We start from the raw sequence: 23,110 nt of genomic DNA on the forward strand, positions 1-23,110 counted from the left end.
ACGCTAGCGCGTCGCTGCCGCCCGGGCGCCGTCCGTCCGCCCGGCGAGCACGACGCCCACCGCATCCGCGTGGGTGATGCCGCCGTTGTCGAGATAGGAGCCCTCGACCAGGACGGCGTGGATGCCCGCCGCCGTCGCCCCTTGCACGTCGGCGACCGGGTTGTCGCCGATCAGCCACACGTCGCCTGGTCGTCCGAGCTCCCGTAGTGCGTGCTCGAAGATGCCGGGATGGGGCTTCTCCCAGCCGATGGCGGCCGAGGTGAAGACGCGCTCGAAGTGGTCGGAAAGGCCGAGGGCGCGCACGATCTGCTCGAGCTCGGGCACGTGGTTGCTGAGCACCGCCTGCCGCACGCCTGCCGCGCTCAGCCTGCTGATGGCATCCCGGGCCTCGGGGATGACCCGCCACGTGGCCGGATCGCGGAATCTCGGCCGAACGCCTGCGACCGCCGGATCGACGACCTGCTCGGGCACGCCGGCTCTCAGATAGGCGGCCCGCACGACCTGGTCGATGGCTGCCCACCAGGCGTCCGGTTCGGTCAGGTGACGCCGGTCGACGGTCGTGTCCTGCCAGGGGAACCCCGTACGCAGGAAGAGCTCGAGAGAGTCAACGGTGTGACCGTGCTGCGGCCACACCGGTTCGAGTGCGTCGAGCATGCACGAAGACCAGTGCCCGGGACGCTCCGCGATGGTTCCGTCGAAATCCCAGAGCACCATGGTGCGTGTGCGATCAGGGAGCGGATCGTTCACGCGTGCCCCGCCTTCTCCATCTGACGAAGGTCGCGCTTGAGGTCGGACAGCTCGTCGCGGAGCCGTGCGGCGAGCTCGAACTTGAGTTCGCCGGCCGCCGCGAGCATCTGGTCGTTGAGGTCGGCGATGATGGATTCCAGCTCCTCCGCTCCTTCGGCCGCGATGCCTTCCCTGCGCAGGTTCGGCGTCGGCGCCTTTCGGCCCCCGCCGTCTTTGGTCTTCTTGCCGCCCCGCGACAGCAGCTTCTCGGTGTCGGCCTCTTCGCGGGCCAGCACATCGGTGATGTCGGCGATGCGCTTGCGCAGCGGCTGCGGGTCGATGCCGTTGACCGTGTTGTACTCGACCTGCTTCTCGCGCCGCCGGTTGGTCTCCTCGATCGCCTGCTTCATCGAGTCGGTAAGCACGTCGGCGTACATGTGCACCTCGCCTGAGACGTTGCGCGCCGCGCGACCGATGGTCTGGATGAGCGACGTCGACGAACGCAGGAAGCCCTCTTTGTCGGCGTCGAGGATGGCCACCAGCGACACCTCGGGCAGGTCGAGGCCTTCGCGCAGCAGGTTGATGCCGACGAGCACGTCGTAGACGCCCTGGCGCAGCTCGGTGAGCAGCTCGACGCGCCGGAGCGTGTCGACGTCCGGAGTGCAGATAGCGCACCCGCACGCCCGCCTCGGCGAGGTAGTCGGTGAGTTCCTCCGCCATCTTCTTCGTGAGGGTGGTGACCAGCACGCGCTCGTTGCGCTCCACCCGCAGCCGGATCTCTTCGAGCAGATCGTCGATCTGACCCTTGGTCGGCTTGACGATGACCTGCGGGTCGACGAGACCCGTCGGGCGGATGATCTGCTCGACGATGCCGTCGGCGACGCCGAGCTCGAAGCGTCCGGGAGTCGCCGACATGTAGACCGTCTGGCCGACGCGCTGCTCGAACTCCTCCCACGTGAGCGGGCGGTTGTCGAGGGCACTGGGGAGCCGGAAGCCGTGCTCGACGAGCGTGCGCTTGCGCGAGGCATCCCCCTCGTACATGGCACCGATCTGCGGTACCGTCACGTGCGACTCGTCGATGATGACGAGATAGTCATCGGGGAAGTAGTCGAGCAGGCAGTGCGGGGCCCCGCCCGGCTGTCTGCCGTCGATGTGCCTCGAGTAGTTCTCGATGCCGGAGCAGAACCCGATCTGCTCCATCATCTCGAGGTCGAAGGTGGTGCGCATGCGCAGCCGCTGCGCCTCGAGCAGCTTGCCCTGTCGCTCGAGCTCCTGCAGCCGCTCTTCGAGCTCGATCTTGATGGTGCCGATGGCGCGCTGCATGGTCTCCGGGCTGGCCGCGTAGTGGGTGGCAGGGAACACCGAGACGGCGTCGAGCTGTTTGATGACCTCGCCGGTGAGCGGATGCAGCGAGTACAGCGCCTCGATCTCGTCGCCGAACAGCTCGATGCGGATGGCGTGCTCCTCGTACATCGGGATGATCTCGATGGTGTCGCCGCGCACCCGGAACTTGCCGCGCGAGAAGTCGATGTCGTTGCGCTGGTACTGCATGTTCACGAACATGCGGATGAGGTTGTCGCGCCCGATCTGCTCGCCCACCTGGAGTGCGGCCATGGCATCCAGGTATTCCTCGGCGGCGCCCAGGCCGTAGATGCATGAGACCGTCGAGACGACCACGACATCGCGCCTGCTCAGCAACGAGTTCGTCGTGGAATGGCGGAGGCGCTCCACTTCGGAGTTGATGGACGAGTCCTTCTCGATGAAGGTGTCCGTCTGCGGAACGTAGGCCTCCGGCTGGTAGTAGTCGTAGTACGAGACGAAGTATTCGACCGCGTTGTGCGGCATGAGGTCGCGAAACTCGTTCGCCAGCTGGGCGGCGAGCGTCTTGTTGTGCGAGAGCACGAGCGTGGGCCGCTGCACCTGTTCGATCAGCCAGGCCGCCGTCGCCGACTTTCCGGTGCCCGTCGCGCCGAGCAGCACGACGTCGGTCTCCCCCGCGTTGATACGGGCGGCGAGTTCTTTGATGGCCTGCGGTTGATCGCCGCTCGGCGCGTATTCGCTGACAACCTCGAACGGGCGGACGGCACGGGTCGGTTGCATGCGTCAAGTCTAAAAAGGGGGTACGACATTCGCTGCCGACGCGGTGTCGGCCGCCCGCTCTCAGCGGATCGCTTGCTTCCGCACTCGGTGAACATACGGTAGACACGTATTTTTTCTTCAGATGTACTCAGACATCAGTGACGAACTCGGACGATGACGTGACCGTGACGACGACCCAGAGACCGCAGAAACCGACCCCCATCCTCTGGCACCGCAGGCGCGGCCGCGTGGTCGTGCTGCTGTGCGTCATGTACTTCATCGCGTACTTCGACCGCAACAACATCGCCACCGCCGGGCCGAGCATCATGAAGGAGTTCGACCTCAGCAACGCCCAGTTCGGTCTCGCAGCCTCGGTGTTCGCGTTCTTCTACGCGCTGCTGCAGATCTTCGGCGGCTGGATCGGCGAGAAGATCGGTCCGCGGCGCGGGCTGCTCATCCTGGGTCTGCTCTGGGGGCTCTCCACACTCTTCACCGGTCTCGCCGTCGGCCTGGTCTCGCTGCTGGTCGCACGTGCCATTCTCGGGTTCAGCGAGTCGGCCACGTTCCCGACGGCGACGCAGGCGATGAGCAGGTGGGTGCCGCCGGACCGCAACGGCCTCGTGCAGGGGGTCGTGCACTCGGCGTCTCGTCTCGGCACGGCGCTTGCGCCCATCGCGGTCGCCGCGATGATCCTGTGGAGCGGATGGCGGTCGTCGTTCATCTACGTGGGCATCCTGAGCATGCTGTGGGCCCTGATCTGGTACGCCATGTTCCGCGACCGGCCCAAGGACATGAAGGGCATCACGGCGCAGGAGCTGGCCGAGGTGCCCGACCTGCCGAAGGCCGCCGACCTGCCGCCGGTGCCGTGGAAGCGACTGACTCGCACCATCCTGCCCGTGACCCTCGTCGACTTCGCCTACGGCTGGGTCGCCTGGGTGTTCTTCACCTGGATCCCGACGCTGCTCTCCGACACCTACCACCAGGACATCGCGAAGTACGGCCTGCTCACCTCGCTGATCCTCATCGGCGGCGTGGTCGGCGACACGCTCGGCGGCGTCGCGAGCGACTGGCTGATCCACCACGGACGCTCGGCGCGCAGCGCACGACGCACCCTGCTGCTGATCGGCTTCATCGGTTCGGGCCTCTGCCTCATCCCGCTCGTGTTCACTCCCCCGCTCACGGTCGCCGTGGTGGCCCTGTCGCTCTCGTTCTTCTTCCTCGAGCTGACCAACGCGCAGCTCTGGGCCATTCCGATGGATGTCGCGCCCCTGTGGTCGGGAACGGCGAGCGGAATGATGAACACCGGCTTCGGCATCGCGGGCATCGTCTCGCCGCTCATCGTCGGCGCGCTCGTGGATGTCACGGGCGGCTTCGCCTGGCCGTTCGGGCTGTCGGTCGGCATCCTCGTGGCCGCCACGGTGCTCGCTGCGGTGATGCGGCCGAAGCCGGTCTCTGCCGACGTGCCCGCAGAGGACGCCGCGGCGACCGGGCAGAGCTAGGTGTCTGAGGCGAGGACGTTGTTGACGCGTTGCGGTGTCGCGGATGCGGGCGGTCTGCCGACGTGGGCACCGTGTGGCCGGTGACAGTTGTCATGCAGGTTCCAGGTCTTCAGCGCTTTTTCGCGGCTCATCCGGGAAGCACTGCCGCGTCGGCCGAGGTGATCGTCAGCGTGATGAGTCGCTTGGTCGCTCGGGTTTGCGCGACGTAGAGATCGCGGAGACCGGCATCGCTTTCGCCTTCGATCTCATCGGGATCGACGATGATCACCGCGCCGAATTCCAGCCCTCGCGCGTCGGGAGCAGGCACGACGACGGCCCCGTCTCCGAGGGATCCGCCTTCGATCCCTGGGACGCGCCGAGTAGCGGCGATGATGCCGACCAGATCGTCGGGATGCTCATTCCGAAACCGAGCGACGAGATCGTCGAGAGCCGCATTGACGTCGGTGTCTGCGACGGTGAGGTAGGTCGGGGCTCCGCCGTGGCGGATCGAGTACGAGATGCGTTGCGACGGGGCGATGCGGGCGAGCAGGGGCATAGCGGCGTCGAGGATCTCGGCGGTCGTGCGGTAGTTGACGGTGAGTGTGTGATGCGCGTATCGACCGGCGACGAACGGTTCCAGCGCGTCCTCCCACCCCGTGATCGTGGTCGTCGGACCCGCTTGCGCGAGGTCGCCGACAATGGTCATCGAGCGGCTCGGGCAACGGCGCATGAGCATGCGCCACTCCATCTCGGAGAGTTGCTGCGCCTCGTCGACGACAACGTGCCCGTAGGTCGTCTCGACGGGTCCGTCGATGAGCGCTCGCGCTTCGTCCAGGGCCGCGAGATCAGCCCTGCTCCACCCCTTCTCGGCCTCGGAACCGATCGAGGCGATGTGCTCGCCGGAAAGCTCGGGCATGGCGCGGGCCAGTGCATCCGGGTCCGTGAGCAGCTCGCGCAGGACGTCCTCCGCGCGAAGTCGCGGCCATGCTCCGGAGACGATCCGATCGATGCCGGCGTCTCCGAGGAGATCATCGCGGATGCGATCCCAGTCGATGTCCAAGCCATCAGAAGATGACTCGATGTCGTCCGGTTCGTGGTCTCCGGGCCGGCGGGCGAACATGCGGTCGAGGTCTACCCCGATGTCCTTGAGTTCGTCCTCGAAGTCCGATATCTCTTTCGCTGTCTGCTGCTCCAGCTCGTTCACCAGATCGTCCACGACGTGCTCGAGGAACAGGTTCCGCGCGCGGTTGTGGCCGATGCCGCCCTGCAAGGCGCTGCGCCGGGCCGCATCCACGCGCGAGGCGTCCAGAACAACCTGGCCGTGAGCGGTGGTGAGCCGCAGAGCAACGCCATGCGGCTGCCGTTCCTGCACCATTCTCGCGAGCGCGTCACCGAACGAGCGGCGTCCTTTGGCGCGGGCTACCGCGTCCGGCTCCGATCTCGTCGCTTCGACTCCCACGAGATCCGGTGCCGTGGCCAGCTCGACGTCGTTCTCTCCGAGCGAGGGCAGTACTTCGGAGATGTATGCAAGGAAACGTCTGTTCGGACCGAAGACGAGTACGCCGCGCTCAGCGATCGTCGGAAACGCGTAGAGCACGTACGCGGCCCTGTGCAGGGCGACGATTGTCTTGCCCGTTCCCGGGCCGCCGTCTACGACCATCACTCCCCGATGCTCGGACCGCACGACGTCATCCTGCTCCCGTTGCAGGGTCGTGGCCGCCTCGCGCATACGCCCCGTGCGCGCCCCGCTCAGCGCCGAGACAAGCGGCCCGTCGCCGACCGCATCCATCGCGGTCGGAATCGACCCGTCGAGGATCTCGTCGGAGACATCGACGATCCGGCGCGCCTCGACGCGCACGTGACGGCGGCGGCGCACGCCAAGAGGAGAGGCCAGAGTGGCCGCATAGAAGGGCCGAGAGGCCTCCGCACGCCAGTCAACCAAGAGGATCTCGCCTGACTCGGAGCGCAGTCCGACGCGGCCGATATGCAGCGATTCGCCGGCGCTGCTGTCGAGCCGCCCGAAGCACAGGGAACGTTCCGCCAATTGAAGGCGGCCGAGCGCTCTGTCCAACCGCGCAATCTCGGCGTCCCTCGCCCGGCGTGCCTCTGCCCCGTCGACCGATGAACCCATCAAGCGAGCTCGCACCGCGCCGATGTCAGACTTCTCGGCGTCCAGGCGCCCGTACATCATCTCGATCGCACGCTGCTCCAGCTCGAGCTGCTCCACCTTGCCAACGACCACATCTGCCACCAGGTGCTCCCCTCGTCCGGCGTCCACAATGAAGGGTCAAGCAGGCAAAGGCAACTTTGACTTTTCCGTCCGAATTTGGCCTCGTGACCAGCACATCTGATGCGCAGAGCCAAGGGCGCCTTGAGGCACGAAAGCGCGAATATCGCAACCGCTCAAGGCCATGCGTCGTTGACGCCCGCCAAGGCCAGTCCGCTACAGCGACACCGTCAACAACCTCATGGCCGGCAACAGCTAGGGACCGGCGGCCGATCAGCCCGGCGGCACCTCGAGCTGCTTCACGCGGTGCTTGCGGGAGGTGAACCGCCTGCCGGTGAGTGCGAGGCTGAGCGGGGTGCGTCTGGCGACCTCGGTGATCAGCACGGCGCCGATGATGACGAGGACGTAGGCCACGAGCGTGAGCCACGGCGTCGGCACCGTGTGCTCCAGCCAGTCGTCGCCTGCCCAGAGCAGCACCCAGAGCACCAGCGGGTGGGCGAGGAAGATGCCGAACGAACGGTCGGAGGCGGTGTCGACGAAGCGGGCGGTGAACGATGCCGCCTTTCGGCGGTCTGCCCACCACGACCCCAAGGCGAGGAAGCCGAGCCCCACCGCGACGCCCCACACGATGACGACGGGCTGCATGGGTGTCCCAGCGCCGTACAGGCTGGCGCCGCGCAGCAGCTCGAGACCGTAGGCCGCGAACATGATGGCGGCGGAGGCGACGACGATCCAGATGATGAGCATGCGCTTGGCGCGCACCCAGGCGAGGAACGTCTTCTGGTGGTCGGCGGCGACCGCGCCCGCGATGACGAAGAACGAATAGGTGAAGACGATCTGCTTCGCCCAGTCGCCGTACCAGCCGGTCGTCGACGGCCAGTAGTGGTACCAGGACATCAGTCCAGCCTGCACGATGAGCGCACCCAGCAGCAGAAGCCAGTGCCTGCCCCTGGTGCGCCGCACGAGCCACACGATGACGGGAACCAGCAGGTAGACCTGCATCGTCACGAGCAGGAAGTAGAGGTGATACCAGGCGCTGCCGGTGAGCGTGGCGAAGACGAACTTCTGCACGAGGTCCCAGAGCGTGCCCGTCGGGTGGTGCAGGTAGCCGGCGACCACGTAGATGGCCGACCACACCACGTAGGGCACCCCGACGAGCAGGAAGCGTTTCGGCCAGAACTTGCGCATCGGCACCGGGTGCACGTCGTACGTGTACAGCAGCACGAAGGCGGTCAGCGCGAAGAACACCTCGCGGGTGAAGTGCAGCAGGTCGAGCAGGATGTAGAGCCCGACATCGTCAGGGCCCGCCGTGTGGCTCGTGGTGTGCACGCCGATCACGCAGAGGAAGGTGAGGATGCGCACGATGTCGATCTCGTAGAGGTGACGGGCGCGGGCGCGCTTCGGCGGGGCATCCACGCTCACTGGGCGATTCTGCGCGTGGTCGTCTCCGGCGGCGGCGAGGTCGGCGCTCATTCGACCTCTGCCGGGTGCTCGGCGACGGCGGCGCGCAGCCGCACTCGCTGCACCTTGCCGGTGGCGGCACGCGGCACGTCATCGACGACGGTGACGGTACGCGGGCGCTTGAAGCGCGGCAGCCGCTCCTCGGCGAGCGCGGTCAGGCGTTCGACCAGCGCGACGTCGTCTCCCGCGGTGTGCGCGGCATGCGCGGGAATGACGAAGGCGACGGGCACCGAGCCCAGCACGTCGTCAGGGGCTCCGACCACGACGACCTCGCGCACGGCGGGGTCGCTCAGCAGCACCTCTTCGACCTCGAGCGGGTATACCTTCTCGCCTCCGCGATTGATCACGTCGTCGACGCGACCTGCGAGCGTGACGTAGCCGTCGGCATCCAGTGCACCGAGGTCGCCGGTGCGCAGCCAGCCGTCGTCGTCGAAGCGGTCGGCGGCAGCGCCGGCGAAGTAGGAGCGCACGACGCCCTGCCCGCGGATCCAGAGCTCGCCGACCTCATCGGTCGCCGCCTGGCCCTGAGCGGTGCGCACCTGCACCTGCGTACCGACGGGAACGCCGACCGTGCCGGCGCGCGGCGCGTCGACGGGGGTCGCCGTGATCTGGCTGGACGCCTCCGTCATGCCGTAGCTGACGACAAGAGGGATGCCCGCGAACGCGTCGGCGACAGGCCCCGGCAGCGGGGCCGAGGCCGTGCGGATCAGTCGCAGCCCTTCTGGCGCGGCGATCGGCTCTGTGGCGAGGACGGCGAGGATGGCGGGCACCGCGTTGATCCAGGTGATGCCGCGTTGCGCCATGAGCGGCCAGAACCCCGTGCGATGGAATCGCCGGTCGAGCACGAGGGTCGAGCCGGAGGCGAGAGTCGAGAGCAGCCCGACGACCTCGGCGTTGATGTGGAACAGGGGCAGCGAGTTGTAGCCGCGGTCCACCGAGGTCAGACCGAGGTGTTCGGCGACGGCACCGCCGACGAAGACGAGTTGCTCGGCACCGAGTTCGACGCCCTTCGGCGTTCCCGTCGACCCCGAGGTGAAGAGCATGGCGGAGCCACCGGTGCGGAAGAGGGATGCCGCATCCCTGCCGACGGCGGCGTCGACGGCGCGCGTGGGCGGGGCGATGCGGCGCAGCCCCGCTCTTTCCGCCAGGGCGGAATCCCGTGTGACGAGAGCCGCCGGCTCGCCGGCGAGCCGTGCAAGGCGTTCGATGTCGTCGGCGCCGAGTGCCGGGTCGAGTGGCACGGAGCGGTGCCCGGCGGCGATCGCGCCGAGGTGGGCGACTGCGAACGTCAGCGGATCGTCGTCGTGCACGAACACCGTGACGCGTCCGTCGGATCCGATCGTGGCGGCGAAGGCGGCGGCAGCGCGGGCCACCTGGTCGAAGGTGAGCGCATCGTCGCTGCGAGCGTCTTCGAGATAGATCCGGTCGCCCGCTGATTCTGCGCGGCCGACCAGCAGTTCGCCCAGTGTCGCCGGCTCTCCTGGTGTTGGCTCTCCGTTCACCTTCCGATGCTATCTGCGGCTCCTATGCGTCAGCAGGGCGCCGGTTGAGGGTGGGCCCTACGCGGCACGCGAACCGGACAGGACGGGTTCCCTCCGCGCCGGGCCGTCGCCGCCGCGGCCCGTGTCACCGAGGACGATCACGTGGTCCGCCGCTCGCGCCTCGACGGCGTCGTGGGTGACGAGCACGGCGACGCGGTCGGCCAGGGCTCGGCGGAGATCGGCCATGAGCGCGGCGCTCGCCTGCTCGTCGAGCTGCGCGGTCGGCTCGTCGACCAGCACGACATCGCCGCGGGCGAGCAGGGTGCGAGCGACGGCGACGCGCTGCCGCTGGCCACCGGAGAGCCGCTCGCCCGCCGCACCGATGCGGGTGTCGAGACCGTCGGGCAACGCGGCGACTTCAGAGGCCAGGCCGACGCGGGTGAGGACATCCATCAGCTCGTCATCGCTCGGGCGATCGTCGCGCTCGCGAGCGATCACGAGGTTGGCGCGCAGCGTCGAGTCGAAGAGATGGCCCTCTTGCGGGCACCATGCGACCCTGGCGCGGAGCGTCCGCTGAGGGATGTCCCTGGCGTCGACGGTGCTGTGTGCATCGTCGTTCTCGAGGAGGTAGCGCCCGGCGCCGGGATCGGCGAACCGCATCAGCAGGGCGAGCAGCGTGGACTTTCCCGAGCCGCTCGGTCCTGTGATCGCGAGCCACTGCCCGCGTCGCGCGCCGCCTGCGACGTGCTCGAAGACGGGTGCGGTCTGGCCGGGATAGGCGAACGCGACGTCGTCGAGCAGGATGCCCCGCACGGCATCCCCCATCTCCGCCGCGGTCTCGCGCGCCTCTGCGTCGTCCACAGCGCCGGCCGACATCCCCGTGACCTCGTGCACCTCGGCCAGCACACCCGTGAGCGCCGGCGCCTTCGACGCTGCGGACACGGCGTCGAGCACGGGCTCGATGAGCGCGAGCGGCACGAGCGCGAGCACGGCCACGAGCTCGGCGCGGAGATCCCCGGACGCGACGGCCGTCGCCGTGATCGGCAGCATCGCCACCGCCCCGGCGCAGCATGCGAGCACGGCGAGTGCGGCGGCCGCACCCTCCGCGCGGGCCGACCGCCGGTCCGCGATGCGCTGTCGTTCGCCTGCCGCGTCGATGCGCGCTGCGAGACGTTCGCCGGCGATCGTGGTGAGGTCGTCGCGTGCGACGAGCAGGTCGGTGAACGCGGTGAACACCTCGGCTCGCGCCGCCTCGCCCTCGCGTGCCGCGATGCGTCCGGCGAGCACGGCGAGCGCGGGCGCCGCCACGAGCGCGAAGAGCGCGGCGATCAGCAGCACGCCCGCCGCCGGCGGGTACAGCATCCAGAGCGTGATGGTCGAGCCGGCCAGCAGGAGGAGTGCGGTCAGCGGGGGCTGCACGACGCGGGGCACGAGGTCGCGCACCCGGTCTGCCGCGCCGACGAGCGACGCGAGCGCGTTCGCGGGTGAGAGAGCACGTCGTCCCGCCGGGCCCGCCGCGGCGAGCGCCTTCCACAACCGAACGCGCAGGGCTGTGGTGGCACGGAACACGGCGTCGTGGGTGAGCAGACGCTCCGCGTAGCGCAGCGCCGACCGGCCGATGCCGAAGAAGCGCACGCCGACGATCGCGACCATCAGATACATGATCGCGGTCTCCTGGCTCGCCTTGACGATGAGCCATCCGGAGACGGCGATGAGGGCGATCGCGAATGCGCCGGCGAGCATGCCGACCAGCACGGCGGCGACCATGCGCAGCCTTGTCGGCCGTACGAAGGCGGCCAGTTCGGTGAGCACCTTCTCGGTGTGGGGGCGTGCCCCGGCCGTCAGACCGTTGGGGGTGTCGGTCGGCTCGGTCGGGACACGCGGTCCGGGGGCCGGAACGCGGGTTTCTGACACGCGTGTTCCGTGTGCGAGGCCGTCCGGTGACGCCGCGTCGGACGACGTGACGGCGAGCGTGCTGTGCGGGATGACGGCGCGGGCGTCGCTGTCGCCGACGGGCACCACCTGATCGGCGAGCAGCCGGATTCCGGGATCGTGCGAGGAGACGATGACGGTAGCGCGCTCGCGCAGCTCGGCGATCCGGCGGCGCACGAGTGCCGCGGAGTCGGAATCGAGGTGCGCTGTGGGTTCGTCGAGGAGCACGAGGCGGGCACCGGCATCCACGGCGGCGAGCGTGCGGGCGAAGGCGAGCCTGCGGGCCTCGCCGGGGCTGAGCGATGCGGGGTCTGCGTGTGCGACGCCGGTGAGGCCGGCCCTCTGCAGGGTGGTGTTCGCGCTGGCGCGCATGGCCGTCAGATCCGAATCGGCCGCGTAGAGCGCGACCTCGTCGAGGGCGGTCCTGCTCGAGAAGTGCGGGTGTTGCGGCATGAAGGCGGTGTCGGCGGCAGGCGGTGTTCGCACCAGCCCGCTGCAGCGGGCGTCGTCGTCGAGCGCGGCCCCTCGGTTGCCGAGCACGGCGAGCACCGTGCTCTTGCCCGCTCCGCTGTCCCCGGCCAGCAGCGTGACGGTGTGCGGCCTGGCGTCGAAGCCGAGCCCGTCGATCGCGGGAGCTGTGCGTCCGGCGTGCGTGACGGTCAAGCGGCGCACGGTCACGGCGGTGCCGGTCTCGCGAACGAGGCGGTGACGCGCGATGGGGCGCGCGATGAGGTCGCGGGCGCGGCGGAGCGCCTCGCGTCCGCTGTCCGAGGCGTGGAACGCCGCGCCGACCTCGCGCAGCGGTGCGTAGCACTCGGGGGCGAGGATGAGCGCGACCAGCCCGGCCTCGAGCGTGAGCTGGCCGTGCAGCAGGCGCACGCCGATGAACACGGCGACGACGGCCACCGAGATGGTGGCGAGCAGATCGAGGGCGAGCGCGGAGAGGAACGCGGTGCGCAGCGCCGCCATGCTGCGCACCCTGTGGTTCTCGGAGATGTCGGCGAGCGCCGCGGTCTGCTCGCGGTCGCGACCGAGTCCGACGAGCACGGGGAGTCCGCGGGCGAGTTCGACGAGGTGGTCGGAGAGTCGGCCGAGGGCGTCGAGGGAGTCTGCGACCCTGTCGCGGGTGTGCATGCCGATGAGCGCCATGAAGAGCGGGATGAGCGGCACCGTGATGACGATGACGAGCGCACTCACCCAGTCGGCGGTGAGGATGCGGACTCCGACGAGAAGCGGCACGGTCGCGGCTCCGACGAGGGACGGCAGGTACGACGTGTAGTACGCGTCGAGCTCGTCGAGGCCGCCTGAGGCGAGCGTGGCATCCGCCCCTACGGTGCCTCCCCTCGTGCTCGACAGCACGCGGGCGAGACGGTTGCGGGTGCGCTGCTTCACCCCGGTGGCGGCGGCCTGGGATGCCGTCAGCAGGCCCCATGACGCGGCCGCGCGCAGCAGGGCTCCCACCAGCCCCTGCAGCACGACGCCCGTGACGTCGCCGTGGGCGATGACGGTGACGATGCCGGTCGCGAGCGCATCGGCCACCAGTACGAGGCCGAGTGCCTTGATCGCCGCCAGCAGGCAGAGCAGCGCGATGCGGCGCGGGCCGATCTCGGCGAGATCCGCGACCGGCGACCGGCGGGTGCTCGTCGCGCTCACCTGGCCTTCACCGGCTTCGCCGCCTTCACCGCGGCCTCGACCGGGCGCAGGGCGGGGATGCTCGCACCGCTGATGCGCTTGCGGAACACCCAGTAGGTCCAGCCCTGGTACGCGAGCACGAGCGGGATGCCGAACGCGGCGACGACGCTCATGACGCCGAGCGTGTACTCGGAGCTCGATGCGTTGGCGATGGTGAGATCCCAGGCGTGGTCGAGCGTCGAAGGCAGCACCGTCGGGTAGACGGCGGCGAAGATCGATGCGGCGCCGAACAGCACGAAGCACGCGATGCCCGCGAAGGCTCGTCCCTCCTTGTCCTTGCGTGCCGACAGCCACGCCCATACCGCTCCCGCGGCCGCGAGCACGACCAGCAACCAGGTGATCGTGCTGCCGTTGAGCAGCTGCACGCCGATCGCCCAGCCCGCCATCGGGAGCAGGAGCACGGGCATCCAGCGCACCGCGAAGCGCCGCGCGCGCACGCGCACGTCGCCCTCGGTCTTGAGCGCGAGGAAGGTGGCCGCGTGCACGAGGCAGAAGCCGACGACGGCGAGCCCGCCGAGCACGGCCCAGCCGTTGAACCACGCGAAGGCGCCGCCGACGCCGTCGCCGTTCGAGTCGATCGGCAGACCCGTGGTGGTGAGTGCCAGAGCGGCGCCCACGCCGAACGCGGCGACGAACGATCCCAGGCCGAGCGCGAGATCCCAGCACCGCGTCCAGCGTGCCGTGTGCCCCTTGCCGCGGTACTCGATGGCGACGGCTCGGAAGATGAGCCCGATCACGGTGAGCACGAGCGGGATGTAGAGGGTGGAGAACAGCGACGCATACCAGAACGGGAACGCGGCGAAGGTGGCGCCGCCGGCGGTGAGCAGCCACACCTCGTTGCCGTCCCAGACCGGGCCGATGGTGTTGAGCATCACGCGGCGGTCGTTGTCGCTCCTGGCGCTCAGCAGCATGTGCATGCCGACGCCGAGATCGAAGCCCTCGAGAAACAGGTAGCCGGTCCAGAGCACGGCGATCAGGATGAACCACAGGGTGGGAAGGAAGTCCACGGTCAGTACCTCTCGTTCGTCTCTGGCGGTCAGTACGCGAAGGCGAGCACGTCGTCGTCGGCGGGGGCGTCGGGATCGCGCGGTGTCTCACCGAGCTCCGGGATGGCGGAGGCCACGCCGCCGCGGATGTACTTGGTCAGGAGCCTCACCTCGACGACCATGAGCACCGCGTAGATCAGGGTGAACGAGACGAGCGAGAAGAGGATCTCGCCGAAGCTCACGCCCGGCGACACGGCGGCCGCTGTGAACATGAACACGCCGTCCACTCCCCCCGGCGTCGGGTTCGGGGCCACGACGAACGGCTGTCTGCCCATCTCGGTGAAGATCCATCCCGCCGAGTTCGCGGCGAACGGGGCGAGGATGCCCGTCACGGCCAGCCACATCAGCCATCGTGGTCTCGGCACGGTCCCCTTGCGTGTCAGCCACAGGGCGATCACCGAGGCGAAGGCTGCCAGTGCGCCGAACAGGATCATGAGGCGGAAGCCCCAGTACGTGACGGCCATGATCGGCACGTAGTTGATCGCCTCGCCGGCCCTGGCGCCGAGCTTCGGGTCGTCGGGCAGGTGCGTTCCGTACTTCTGCTGGTAGATCGGCACGAGCTCGTTGACGCCCTTCACCGGTTCGTTGAAGTCGCCGTTGGCGAGAAAGCCGAGAACACCGGGGATCTCGATGACGTTGACGACGCCCTTGCAGTCCTTCGACCCGATGTCGCCGAACGCGAGCACCGAGAAGCTGGTGCCGGTGTGGCAAGCAGCCTCGGCGGAGGCCATCTTCATGGGCTGCTGCACGAACATGAGCCGGGCCTGGGCGTCCCCGGTGATGGCGACTCCCGCGAAGGCGATGATGGCGGTGACCGCGCCGATGCGCAGCGACGTGAGCCACACCTTGTGGTCGGCCTTGTCGCGGCCGCGGACCTCCGGCGCCTCTCCCGCGATGACGCGCCCGGTCGCGTCCACCGTGTCGATGCCGTCCTTGCGGCGCTGCCACAGGTGGTACCAGCCGACGCCGAGCAGGATCGAGCCGCCGACGGCGAACGCCCCGAAGATGGTGTGCGTGAACGCCGCGACGGCGGTGTTGTTGCCGAGCACGGCCCAGATGTCGGTCATGATCGGGCGGCCGTGAACGAGCTTGACGCCCACCGGGTGCTGCATCCACGAGTTCGCCGCGATGATGAAGTACGCCGAGACGACCGATCCGGCCACGGCGAGCCACAGGCAGGCGAGATGGATGCGCTTCGGCAGTTTGCCCCACCCGAAGATCCACAGCCCGAGGAACGTCGACTCCACGAAGAACGCCAGCAGCGCCTCCATGGCCAGCGGTGCGCCGAACACGTCGCCGACGAACCGGCTGTACTCGCTCCACGCGAGCCCGAACTGGAACTCCTGCACGATGCCGGTGGCGACACCCATGATGAAGTTGATCAGGTAGATCTTTCCCCAGAACTTCGTCATGCGGTAATAGCGCTCGTTGCCGGTGCGCATCCAGAGCGTCTGCATGAGCGCCACGAGCGGACCGAGCCCGATGGTGAGCGGGACCATCCAGAAGTGGTAGACGGTGACGATGCCGAACTGCCATCTGGCGATGAGCAGCGGGTCAAGGTCGGCGGCGATGTGCACGTTCCCTCGCTTCGAGAAGTGTTCTACGCTCCGTAGAATTCTACGAGCTGTAGAATGTTCTACCACGGTCGCCGCAACTTTTCTACACGCGGTAGAATCAACTCATGGCATCTCGCACAGTGGTCAAGCTCGGCGATCTCGAGCGCGCCGTCATGGACGTGGTGTGGGACTCGCCCACTCCGATCGCCGCGACCGATCTGCGCGAGGCGCTCAACGCATCCGGTGCGCACGACAAAGACCTCGCCATCACCACGGTGATGACCGTGCTCACCCGCCTGGAGGCCAAGGGCTTCGTCGTGCGCGACAGGGATGCCCGCCCCCACCTCTACCGCTCGGCCATGAGCCGCGAAGACCACGTCGCCGAACTCATGCACGAGGTGCTCGGATCGGCTGCCGACCGCGACGCCGTGCTCGCCCGCTTCGTCGGACAGGTCACCCCCCACGATGCGGAGCGGCTCCGAAAGCTGCTGGAGGCGTAGGCACTCATCATGCTCGCCGTCGCCATCGCATTGGCGGTCTTCGCCTTCGCACTCGCCTGGCCCGTTCCCGTCGTCCTGGCCACGGCGGCATGGCCGCGCCGCATGCCCGGAGCCGCCCTGGTGCTCTGGCAGGCGATAGCGCTCGCCGGAGGCCTGTCGATGATCGGCTCGCTGCTCGTGTTCGGACTCATCCCGTTCGGCGACGACCTGCCGCACGCCGCCGGCGCCTTCCTCGCCGACCTCGTCGCGGGACGACTGCCCGCCGACGCGAACTTCTTCGAGATGTTCGCGCTCGCCGGAGCCGTGCTGCTCGGCGCGCACCTGCTGCTCAACCTCGTGCGCACGAGCTGGCGGGCCGAGCGCCAGAGGCGGCATCACGTGCAGCTGCTGCGCCTGCTGTCGGATCCCCTGCCGGAACAGCCGGGAACGCGGGTCATCGACCACGCCACGCCCGTCGCGTACTGCCTCCCCGGTGCTCCCCGCGCCGTCACCGTGCTCTCTGCCGGCCTGCTCGAGCTGCTGCCAGACGAGGAGCTCGCCGCCGTCGTGGCCCACGAACGGGCGCACGTGACCCAGCACCATCACGTGCTGCAGGTGGCGTTCAGCGCGTGGCGCAGCGCGCTGCCGTGGTTCCCGATCGCGACGCGCGCACACGAAGCCGTCGGTCTGCTTATCGAGCTGCTCGCCGACGATCAGGCGAGGCGCACCGTCTCGGAGCGCAACCTGTCTCGCGCCGTCGCGCGCGTGGCGCTGGCCGCCAACGGCACCGGCGACGGCGCATCCTCGCCTGTCGGGCCGTTCTCCCCCGTTCCCGCCACGCCGGCCGAGTGGGCGGATGCCAGGGTCGCCCGCCTCACGGACGTCGCGTCGACGACGGCTCCCGCGCTCCGACTCTCCGTGCTCGCCTGTGCGGTCGCGCTCGTGCTGGTTCCCACGCTGATGCTGCTCGGCCCCGCCGTGCGCTGAGGTGTTCGACGGACACTGAGATACTTCTCTGCATGCCAGCACCCTCCGGCGCAACCGATCTTCCCAGCCTCGACGAACGCGAGTTCGTCATGATCTCGTCGACCAACAGCGCGGTCGATCCCGACGCGCCGTCGCGCTTCCGTTATCACGAGCGCGACGGGGTGATCTGGGGCGAGTACTGGGGCGACACCGTCACGTTCGGACGGTTCGTCGGCACCCGGCGTGCGCACGTGCTCGCCGTCACGTTCGCGCACGTGACGGTGACCGGCGGGTCGGTGGTGACAGGAGCATCCACCAGCACCGTCGAAGAAGGGGCGGACGGGCTTCGCCTGGTCGAGCGGTTCTCGATCGAGGGAGTCGACCACGAGAGCGTCTGCGTCGAGGTCGTTCCCGGGCTCTGAGCCCTGTGCGCGAAATCAGAGCGAGCGCAGCTCGTTCCAGAGCGCGTCGACGCGTGCGAGGAGTGCGTCGCGATCCGCGTTGTTGTCGAGCACGACGTCGGCGACGGCCCTGCGCTGCGCGTCGTCGGCCTGGGAGGCGATGCGGCGCTGGGCATCCGTCTCGCTCATGCCGCGATCCTCGACGAGCCTGCGCATGCGTTCGTCGCGGTCGGCCTCGACGACCACCACGCGGTCGAAGTGCAGGGGACGATCCGCCGACGCTTCGACGAGCAGCGGCACGTCGTAGACGACGATCGCCCTGGGATCGGATGCCTCGGCCTGCGCGAACCTGTCGGTGGCCGCCTGCCAGACGGCCGGGTGCGTGATCGCGTTGAGGTCTCTCAGCGCGTCGGGGTCGCCGAACACGATGGCGCCCAGCGCGGGGCGGTCCAACGATCCGTCGGCGGCGATCACCCCGTCACCGAACCGTTCCCGGATCGCGTTCAGCCCCACGGTGCCCGGTTCCACGACCTCGCGCGCCAGCTCGTCGGCGTCGACGATCACGGCGCCGTGCTCGGCGAGCCGCCTCGACACCGTCGACTTTCCCGACGCGATTCCTCCGGTCAGAGCGATGATCAGCACGGCCTCGATGCTATCCGCTCACCGTCGCGGAACGCCTACACGGGCTGCAACGCGACGGGTTCGCCGGCGGGAAGCTCGACGACGATCGCATCGCCGGGGCGTACGACGCCGCCCGCGATCACGATCGACATGACCCCCGCCTTGCGCACGACGGTGCCGTCCGCCGCGCGGCTCACCATCTCCTTCATCAGCCCGGGCGCGAGCCCGTTGATCTGATCGCACGGATTGCGCAGGCCCGTGAGCTCGACCTTCGCGGTGTCGCCCAGGTGCAGCACCGTGCCGACGGGCAGCGACAACAGGTCGAGTCCGGTCGTGGCGATGTTCTCGCCCATCTCCCCCGGCCGCACCGTGAACCCGTGGTCCGCTACCTCGCCGAAGAGCTCGGCATGGATGAGGTGCACCTGGCGCAGGTTCGGCTGGGACGGGTCGCGAGCCACGCGGGAACGGTGCTGCACCGTGGTGCCGGCGTGGGCATCCCCCTCCACGCCCCAGCCTGCGATCAGCCGGATCTCGGAGACGACGGGCTTGCCGAAGCGGTGACCGTCGTCGCGGCTGACGGAGAGCACGCGCGGCGCGTCGTGATGGCGTAGATCTTCGGGGGTCACGCTCCCCATTCTGCCCGGCCGGTGCGACCGCCCCTGACACGCCGAAGCGGCCGGGCCCCTGTGGGACCCGGCCGCTTCGTGATCTCAGCTGTGTTCGCGGCTGCGCCGCTCGACAGCCTCAATCGCCTCGGCTGAGCGAGCGAGCTCGCTCAGCTCTCGGCTCAATCAGCTGTTGCTGGACAGCTTCTCGCGCAGAGCCGCGAGCGAGGCGTCGTCGGCAAGCGTGCCGCCGTTGCCCGACTCGCTCGAGTAGGAAGCGCCGCCGCGCGACGAGGTCTCGGCAGCCTGAGCGGCCTCTTCCTCGATGCCCTTGGCCACCTGGCGCTTGTGCGCCTCCCAGCGGGCCTGAGCCTCGGCGTACTCCTGCTCCCACTTCTCGCGCTGAGCGTCGGAGCCTTCTGTCCACTCGCCGGTCTCGGCGTCGAAGCCCTCGGGGAACTTGTAGTTGCCCTGCTCGTCGTACTCCGTGAGCATGCCGTAGAGCGCCGGGTCGAACTCGGTGCCCTCGGGGTCGACGCCCTCGTTCGCCTGCTTCAGCGACAGCGAGATACGGCGACGCTCGAGGTCGATGTCGATGACCTTGACGAAGACCTCTTCGCCGACCGACACGACCTGCTCGGCGAGCTCGACGTGCTTGCCCGACAGCTCGGAGATGTGCACGAGGCCTTCGATGCCGTCCGCGACGCGCACGAACGCACCGAACGGAACCAGCTTCGTGACCTTGCCGGGCGCGAACTGGCCGATGGCGTGCGTGCGGGCGAAGACCTGCCACGGGTCTTCCTGCGTCGCCTTGAGCGACAGCGAGACGCGCTCGCGGTCGAGCTCGACGGAGAGCACCTCGACGGTGACCTCCTGGCCGACCTCGACGACCTCGCTGGCGTGCTCGATGTGCTTCCAGGACAGTTCGGAGACGTGCACCAGACCGTCGACGCCGCCGAGGTCGACGAACGCGCCGAAGTTGACGATCGACGACACGACACCCTTGCGCACCTGGCCCGGGTGGAGGTTGGCGAGGAAGGTGGAGCGGCTCTCCGACTGCGTCTGCTCGAGCAGAGCGCGGCGGGACAGCACCACGTTGTTGCGGTTCTTGTCGAGCTCGAGGATCTTCGCCTCGATCTCCTGGCCGAGGTACGGCGTGAGGTCGCGCACACGGCGCAGCTCGATAAGGGATGCGGGCAGGAAGCCGCGCAGTCCGATGTCGACGATCAGGCCGCCCTTGACGACCTCGATGACCGAACCGGTCACGACGCCATCGGCTTCCTTGATCTTCTCCACGTCGCCCCAGGCGCGCTCGTACTGTGCGCGCTTCTTGGACAGGATGAGGCGGCCTTCCTTGTCCTCCTTCTGGAGAACGAGGGCCTCGACGGTGTCGCCGACGCCGACGACCTCGCTGGGGTCGACGTCGTGCTTGATGGAAAGCTCGCGGGAGGGGATCACGCCCTCGGTCTTGTATCCGACGTCGAGGAGAACCTCGTCGCGGTCGATCTTCACCACGGTGCCTTCGATCAGGTCACCATCGTTGAAGAACTTCAGAGTCTTCTCGACCGCTGCAAGAAAGTCCTCGGCCGAGCCGATGTCGTTGATCGCGACCTGCTTGGCCTTCTTGTCGGTCGTTGCGGTTGTCATTGAGTGGGTACTCCAGTGTGGACATGAATCAGGCCCGGACGAATGACGTGTGTTTTGGATTGTCCGCCGGGCGGGCGAATAGAGATGTCACAAAAGTGACTCTCCAGACTACCGTTTTGCGGCAGTCTCACGCAACAACACCGGATGCCGCCCTGCTATTCCGCTCGGGCGCGGCGGCCATGCGCGGACGAATCCACCGGTAATAGACGTGTTTGACCACCTCGTTCGTCGCGATGTAGGCGATCGTGATGATCACGACGGCCACGATGAGCACCGGCGGGAGCGGCACGAATCCCATCGGTCGCGCGATGATCGGCACCGAGGGAAGGACGATCGCGATGAGGGCGACCGCGATGCCGAGCAGGAGCAGGGTCGTGGAGGGCCGGGAGCGGAACAGGAGACGCCGGGTGCGCTGCGACATCATGACGAGGATCTCGGTCACCGCGGAGAGCACGAACCACCCGGTGTGGAACTCCGCCTCGCCCGCGTGGAGCCACCACACCAGCGCGGCGAACGTGATGAGATCGAACACCGTCGACAGCGAGCCGAAGATCACCATGAAGGTGCGGATCTCCCGCAGGCTCCAGGTGCCCGGCCGTTCCACCAGCTCGGGGTCGACGTGGTCGCCCGAGATGGCCATGGAGGGAAGATCGCCGAGGAAGTTCAGCAGCAGGATCTGCCGTGGCAGCATCGGCAGGAACGGCAGGAACAGGCTCGCCGCCGCCATGGAGAGCACGTTGCCGAAGTTCGAGCTCGTGGTCACCCTGATGTACTTCAGGGTGTTGGCGAACGTCTCCCTTCCGAGCCGGATCCCGTCGCAGACGACGCCGAGCCCCTTGTCCATGAGCACGACGCTGGAAGCCTCTTTCGCCACATCCACCGCGGTGTCCACCGAGATGCCCACGTCGGCGGCGTGCAGCGCGGGTGAGTCGTTGATGCCGTCGCCGAGGAACGCGACGCACTCCCCCGCCGCACGCAGTGCGACGACGATGCGGCGCTTGTGCGCCGGCTCCACCTCGGCGAACACGTCGCACTCGGCGACGGTCGACGCGAGGGCGCCGTCGTCGAGCGCGTCGATCGCAGAGCCGGTGAGCACGGTGGCGGTGCGCAATCCGACGGCCGCGGCGGTCGAGGCCGCGGCGAGTCGGTTGTCGCCTGTGATCATGCGCACGCCGACGCCGAGAGTGGCGAGGTCGGCGATGGCATCCGTCGCGCTCTGCTTGGGAGGATCGAAGAACGTGAGGAGGCCGATCAGCGTGAGGCCGGTCTCATCGGCTGCGGCGATGTGCGTTGTGCTGGGTGGCATGCGCTTCATCGCGATACCGACCACGCGGTAACCGTGCGAGCTCAGGTCGCGGAAGCGGGCCTGGATGCCGTCCACCGCCTGCTGCAGGGGGACGTCACGGCCACCCACGCGTGCCGAGGCGGAGACGGCGATGAGTCCGTCCAGTGCGCCCTTGGACACGAGCGTCGGCGCACCGTCGATGTCGGCGAGCACGGACAGCCGCTTGCGGCTGAAATCGTAGGGGCACTCGTCGATCGCCTTCGCGCCTGCGGGAGGCGTCGCGACCTTGAGGATGGCATCGTCGAGAGGATTCGCGAACGACGTCTGCAGGCCGGCGTTCAGCGCCGCGAGGCGGAGCACGGAATCGGATGGATCGCCGTCCAGGTCGAGGTGGCCGTCGAGGTCGGCGGCACCCTGGGTGAGCGTGCCCGTCTTGTCCGTGCACAGCACCGTGACGGCGCCGAGGTCCTCGATCGCGTTCAGCCGCTTCACGACGACCTTCTTCGCGGCCATCCGGCGTGCACCCGTCGCCAGCGAGAGCGAGACGATGGCCGGCAGCATCTGCGGGCTGATGCCGACGGCGAGCGAGAGCGCGAAGAGCAGCGAGTCCACCCAGTTGCGGCCGAACATCCAGTTGACGATGAGCACGAACAGGGTGAGCACGAGCATGACCCAGACGAGCAGGCCGCCGAAGCGCGTGGTGCCGGCTTCGAAGGCGGTGGGCTTGGCCTTCTGCGCCAGCGACGTGGACACCCGTCCGAGCTCCGTGTCGCGACCCGCAGCGACGGCGACCGCGACTCCCGTTCCGCTGACGACGTGCGTGCCGAGATACACGGCGGTGCTCCGCGCCGACAGTGCGGCATCGGCGGCGAGTGTGGCCGTGGCATCCTTTTCGACCGGGAAGGACTCGCCGGTGAGCGCGGACTCGTCGACGAGCAGATCGGCGCTCGACACCAGGCGGCAGTCTGCGGGAATCACGTTGCCGGCGGCCAACCTCACCACATCGCCCGTGACCACGTCGTCGACGGGCACGCTCATGTTCGCCCCGTCTCGCACGACCGTGACACTGACCCGCACGCTCGCCATCAGCGCGCGCACCGCGGTGTTCGCCCGGAACTCCTGCCAGAACCCGAGAATCCCGCTGGCGAGCAGGATGACGATGATGATTCCGCCGTCGACGAGATCGCCGAGCACCATGGACAGCACCGTGCCCACGACCAGGATGAGCAGGATCGGCGAGGTGAACTGCGCGAGCAGCAGCCGCGGCCAGCTCAGCGTGTGGCGCCTGTGACCTGTTGCCATCTGCTGGGTGTGCAGCCGGGCAGCGGCATCCTCGGACGTCAGCCCGGACATGCCGCTGCCGACGGCGTGCAGCACGTCGTCGGCAGCGGAGGCCCACCAGGAGGCGGGAGGCGTCACGGTCGGGCC

General features: G+C 68.7%; 15 protein-coding genes and 1 pseudogene. 4 read left to right on the top strand and 12 right to left on the bottom strand.

All coding sequences use genetic code 11. The features are described from left to right. Positions 1-3: 3 nt before the first annotated feature. Together FPZ11_RS02365 and uvrB are read right to left on the bottom strand one after the other, a co-directional pair. Entirely contained in the window at positions 4-747 is a 744-nt protein-coding gene (locus FPZ11_RS02365) for an HAD family hydrolase (protein WP_146318061.1), read from the bottom strand. After that, a pseudogene (uvrB, locus tag FPZ11_RS02370) lies at positions 744-2,826 on the bottom strand (excinuclease ABC subunit UvrB). The gene FPZ11_RS02365 and the pseudogene uvrB overlap by 4 nt, the downstream one beginning before the upstream one ends. Positions 2,827-2,963: 137 nt before the next feature. On the opposite strand from uvrB, the gene FPZ11_RS02375 reads away from it, so the two are divergent. Further along, entirely contained in the window at positions 2,964-4,304 is a 1,341-nt protein-coding gene (locus FPZ11_RS02375) for an MFS transporter (RefSeq protein ID WP_146318063.1), read from the top strand. Positions 4,305-4,431: 127 nt separating this feature from the next. Here the strand turns inward: FPZ11_RS02375 and FPZ11_RS02380 are convergent, their stop codons facing one another. The 6 genes from FPZ11_RS02380 to FPZ11_RS02405 all read right to left on the bottom strand — a co-directional run bounded on the left by FPZ11_RS02380 (position 4,432) and on the right by FPZ11_RS02405 (position 15,621). After that, positions 4,432-6,534: a HelD family protein gene (locus FPZ11_RS02380; protein WP_210415938.1), complete on the bottom strand. Its 2,103-nt coding sequence runs from the start codon at positions 6,532-6,534 to the stop codon at positions 4,432-4,434. Between the two features lie 249 nt (positions 6,535-6,783). Then, positions 6,784-7,983, bottom strand: a complete 1,200-nt coding sequence (locus FPZ11_RS02385) for an acyltransferase (protein ID WP_146318065.1) — start codon at positions 7,981-7,983, stop codon at positions 6,784-6,786. Next, the gene (locus tag FPZ11_RS02390; RefSeq protein ID WP_146318067.1) at positions 7,980-9,473 is read right to left on the bottom strand and encodes a class I adenylate-forming enzyme family protein; all 1,494 of its coding nucleotides are present in this window, start codon (positions 9,471-9,473) and stop codon (positions 7,980-7,982) included. The genes FPZ11_RS02385 and FPZ11_RS02390 overlap by 4 nt, the downstream gene beginning before the upstream one ends. Before the next feature lie 57 nt (positions 9,474-9,530). Beyond that, complete coding sequence (gene cydC / locus FPZ11_RS02395) at positions 9,531-13,037, bottom strand: thiol reductant ABC exporter subunit CydC (RefSeq protein ID WP_168203714.1); 3,507 nt, start codon at positions 13,035-13,037, stop codon at positions 9,531-9,533. After that, positions 13,034-14,083, bottom strand: a complete 1,050-nt coding sequence (gene cydB / locus FPZ11_RS02400; RefSeq protein WP_146318071.1) for a cytochrome d ubiquinol oxidase subunit II — start codon at positions 14,081-14,083, stop codon at positions 13,034-13,036. Before cydB ends, cydC begins: the two co-directional genes overlap by 4 nt. A 29-nt stretch (positions 14,084-14,112) precedes the next feature. After that, positions 14,113-15,621, bottom strand: coding sequence for a cytochrome ubiquinol oxidase subunit I (locus FPZ11_RS02405; protein WP_146322639.1), 1,509 nt, complete (start codon positions 15,619-15,621; stop codon positions 14,113-14,115). A gap of 197 nt (positions 15,622-15,818) precedes the next feature. Here FPZ11_RS02405 and FPZ11_RS02410 point away from each other — a divergent pair, with 197 nt between their 5' ends. From FPZ11_RS02410 to FPZ11_RS02420, 3 genes are read left to right on the top strand one after another with little or no spacing between them, the layout of a single operon-like run. After that, on the top strand, positions 15,819-16,178 hold the full coding sequence (locus FPZ11_RS02410; RefSeq protein WP_437438632.1) for a BlaI/MecI/CopY family transcriptional regulator: 360 nt from the start codon (positions 15,819-15,821) through the stop codon (positions 16,176-16,178). Positions 16,179-16,187: 9 nt separating this feature from the next. Next, entirely contained in the window at positions 16,188-17,144 is a 957-nt protein-coding gene (locus FPZ11_RS02415) for a M56 family metallopeptidase (protein ID WP_146318075.1), read from the top strand. A gap of 32 nt (positions 17,145-17,176) precedes the next feature. After that, a complete protein-coding gene (locus FPZ11_RS02420) occupies positions 17,177-17,545 on the top strand; it encodes an avidin-fold protein (protein ID WP_246846485.1) in 369 nt (122 codons plus the stop codon). Positions 17,546-17,560: 15 nt separating this feature from the next. On the opposite strand, the gene coaE is transcribed toward FPZ11_RS02420, so the two are convergent. The 4 genes from coaE to mgtA form a co-directional block, all read right to left on the bottom strand. Continuing rightward, positions 17,561-18,166, bottom strand: coding sequence for a dephospho-CoA kinase (gene coaE, locus FPZ11_RS02425; RefSeq protein WP_146318077.1), 606 nt, complete (start codon positions 18,164-18,166; stop codon positions 17,561-17,563). A gap of 35 nt (positions 18,167-18,201) precedes the next feature. Beyond that, positions 18,202-18,771, bottom strand: a complete 570-nt coding sequence (locus FPZ11_RS02430; protein WP_246846487.1) for an MOSC domain-containing protein — start codon at positions 18,769-18,771, stop codon at positions 18,202-18,204. Between the two features lie 165 nt (positions 18,772-18,936). After that, positions 18,937-20,397: a 30S ribosomal protein S1 gene (rpsA, locus tag FPZ11_RS02435; RefSeq protein ID WP_146318081.1), complete on the bottom strand. Its 1,461-nt coding sequence runs from the start codon at positions 20,395-20,397 to the stop codon at positions 18,937-18,939. A gap of 127 nt (positions 20,398-20,524) precedes the next feature. Further along, entirely contained in the window at positions 20,525-23,101 is a 2,577-nt protein-coding gene (mgtA, locus tag FPZ11_RS02440) for a magnesium-translocating P-type ATPase (RefSeq protein WP_168203715.1), read from the bottom strand. Between the last annotated feature and the right edge of the window lie 9 nt (positions 23,102-23,110).

This window comes from Humibacter ginsenosidimutans (genome assembly GCF_007859675.1).
Taxonomy (GTDB): domain Bacteria; phylum Actinomycetota; class Actinomycetes; order Actinomycetales; family Microbacteriaceae; genus Humibacter; species Humibacter ginsenosidimutans.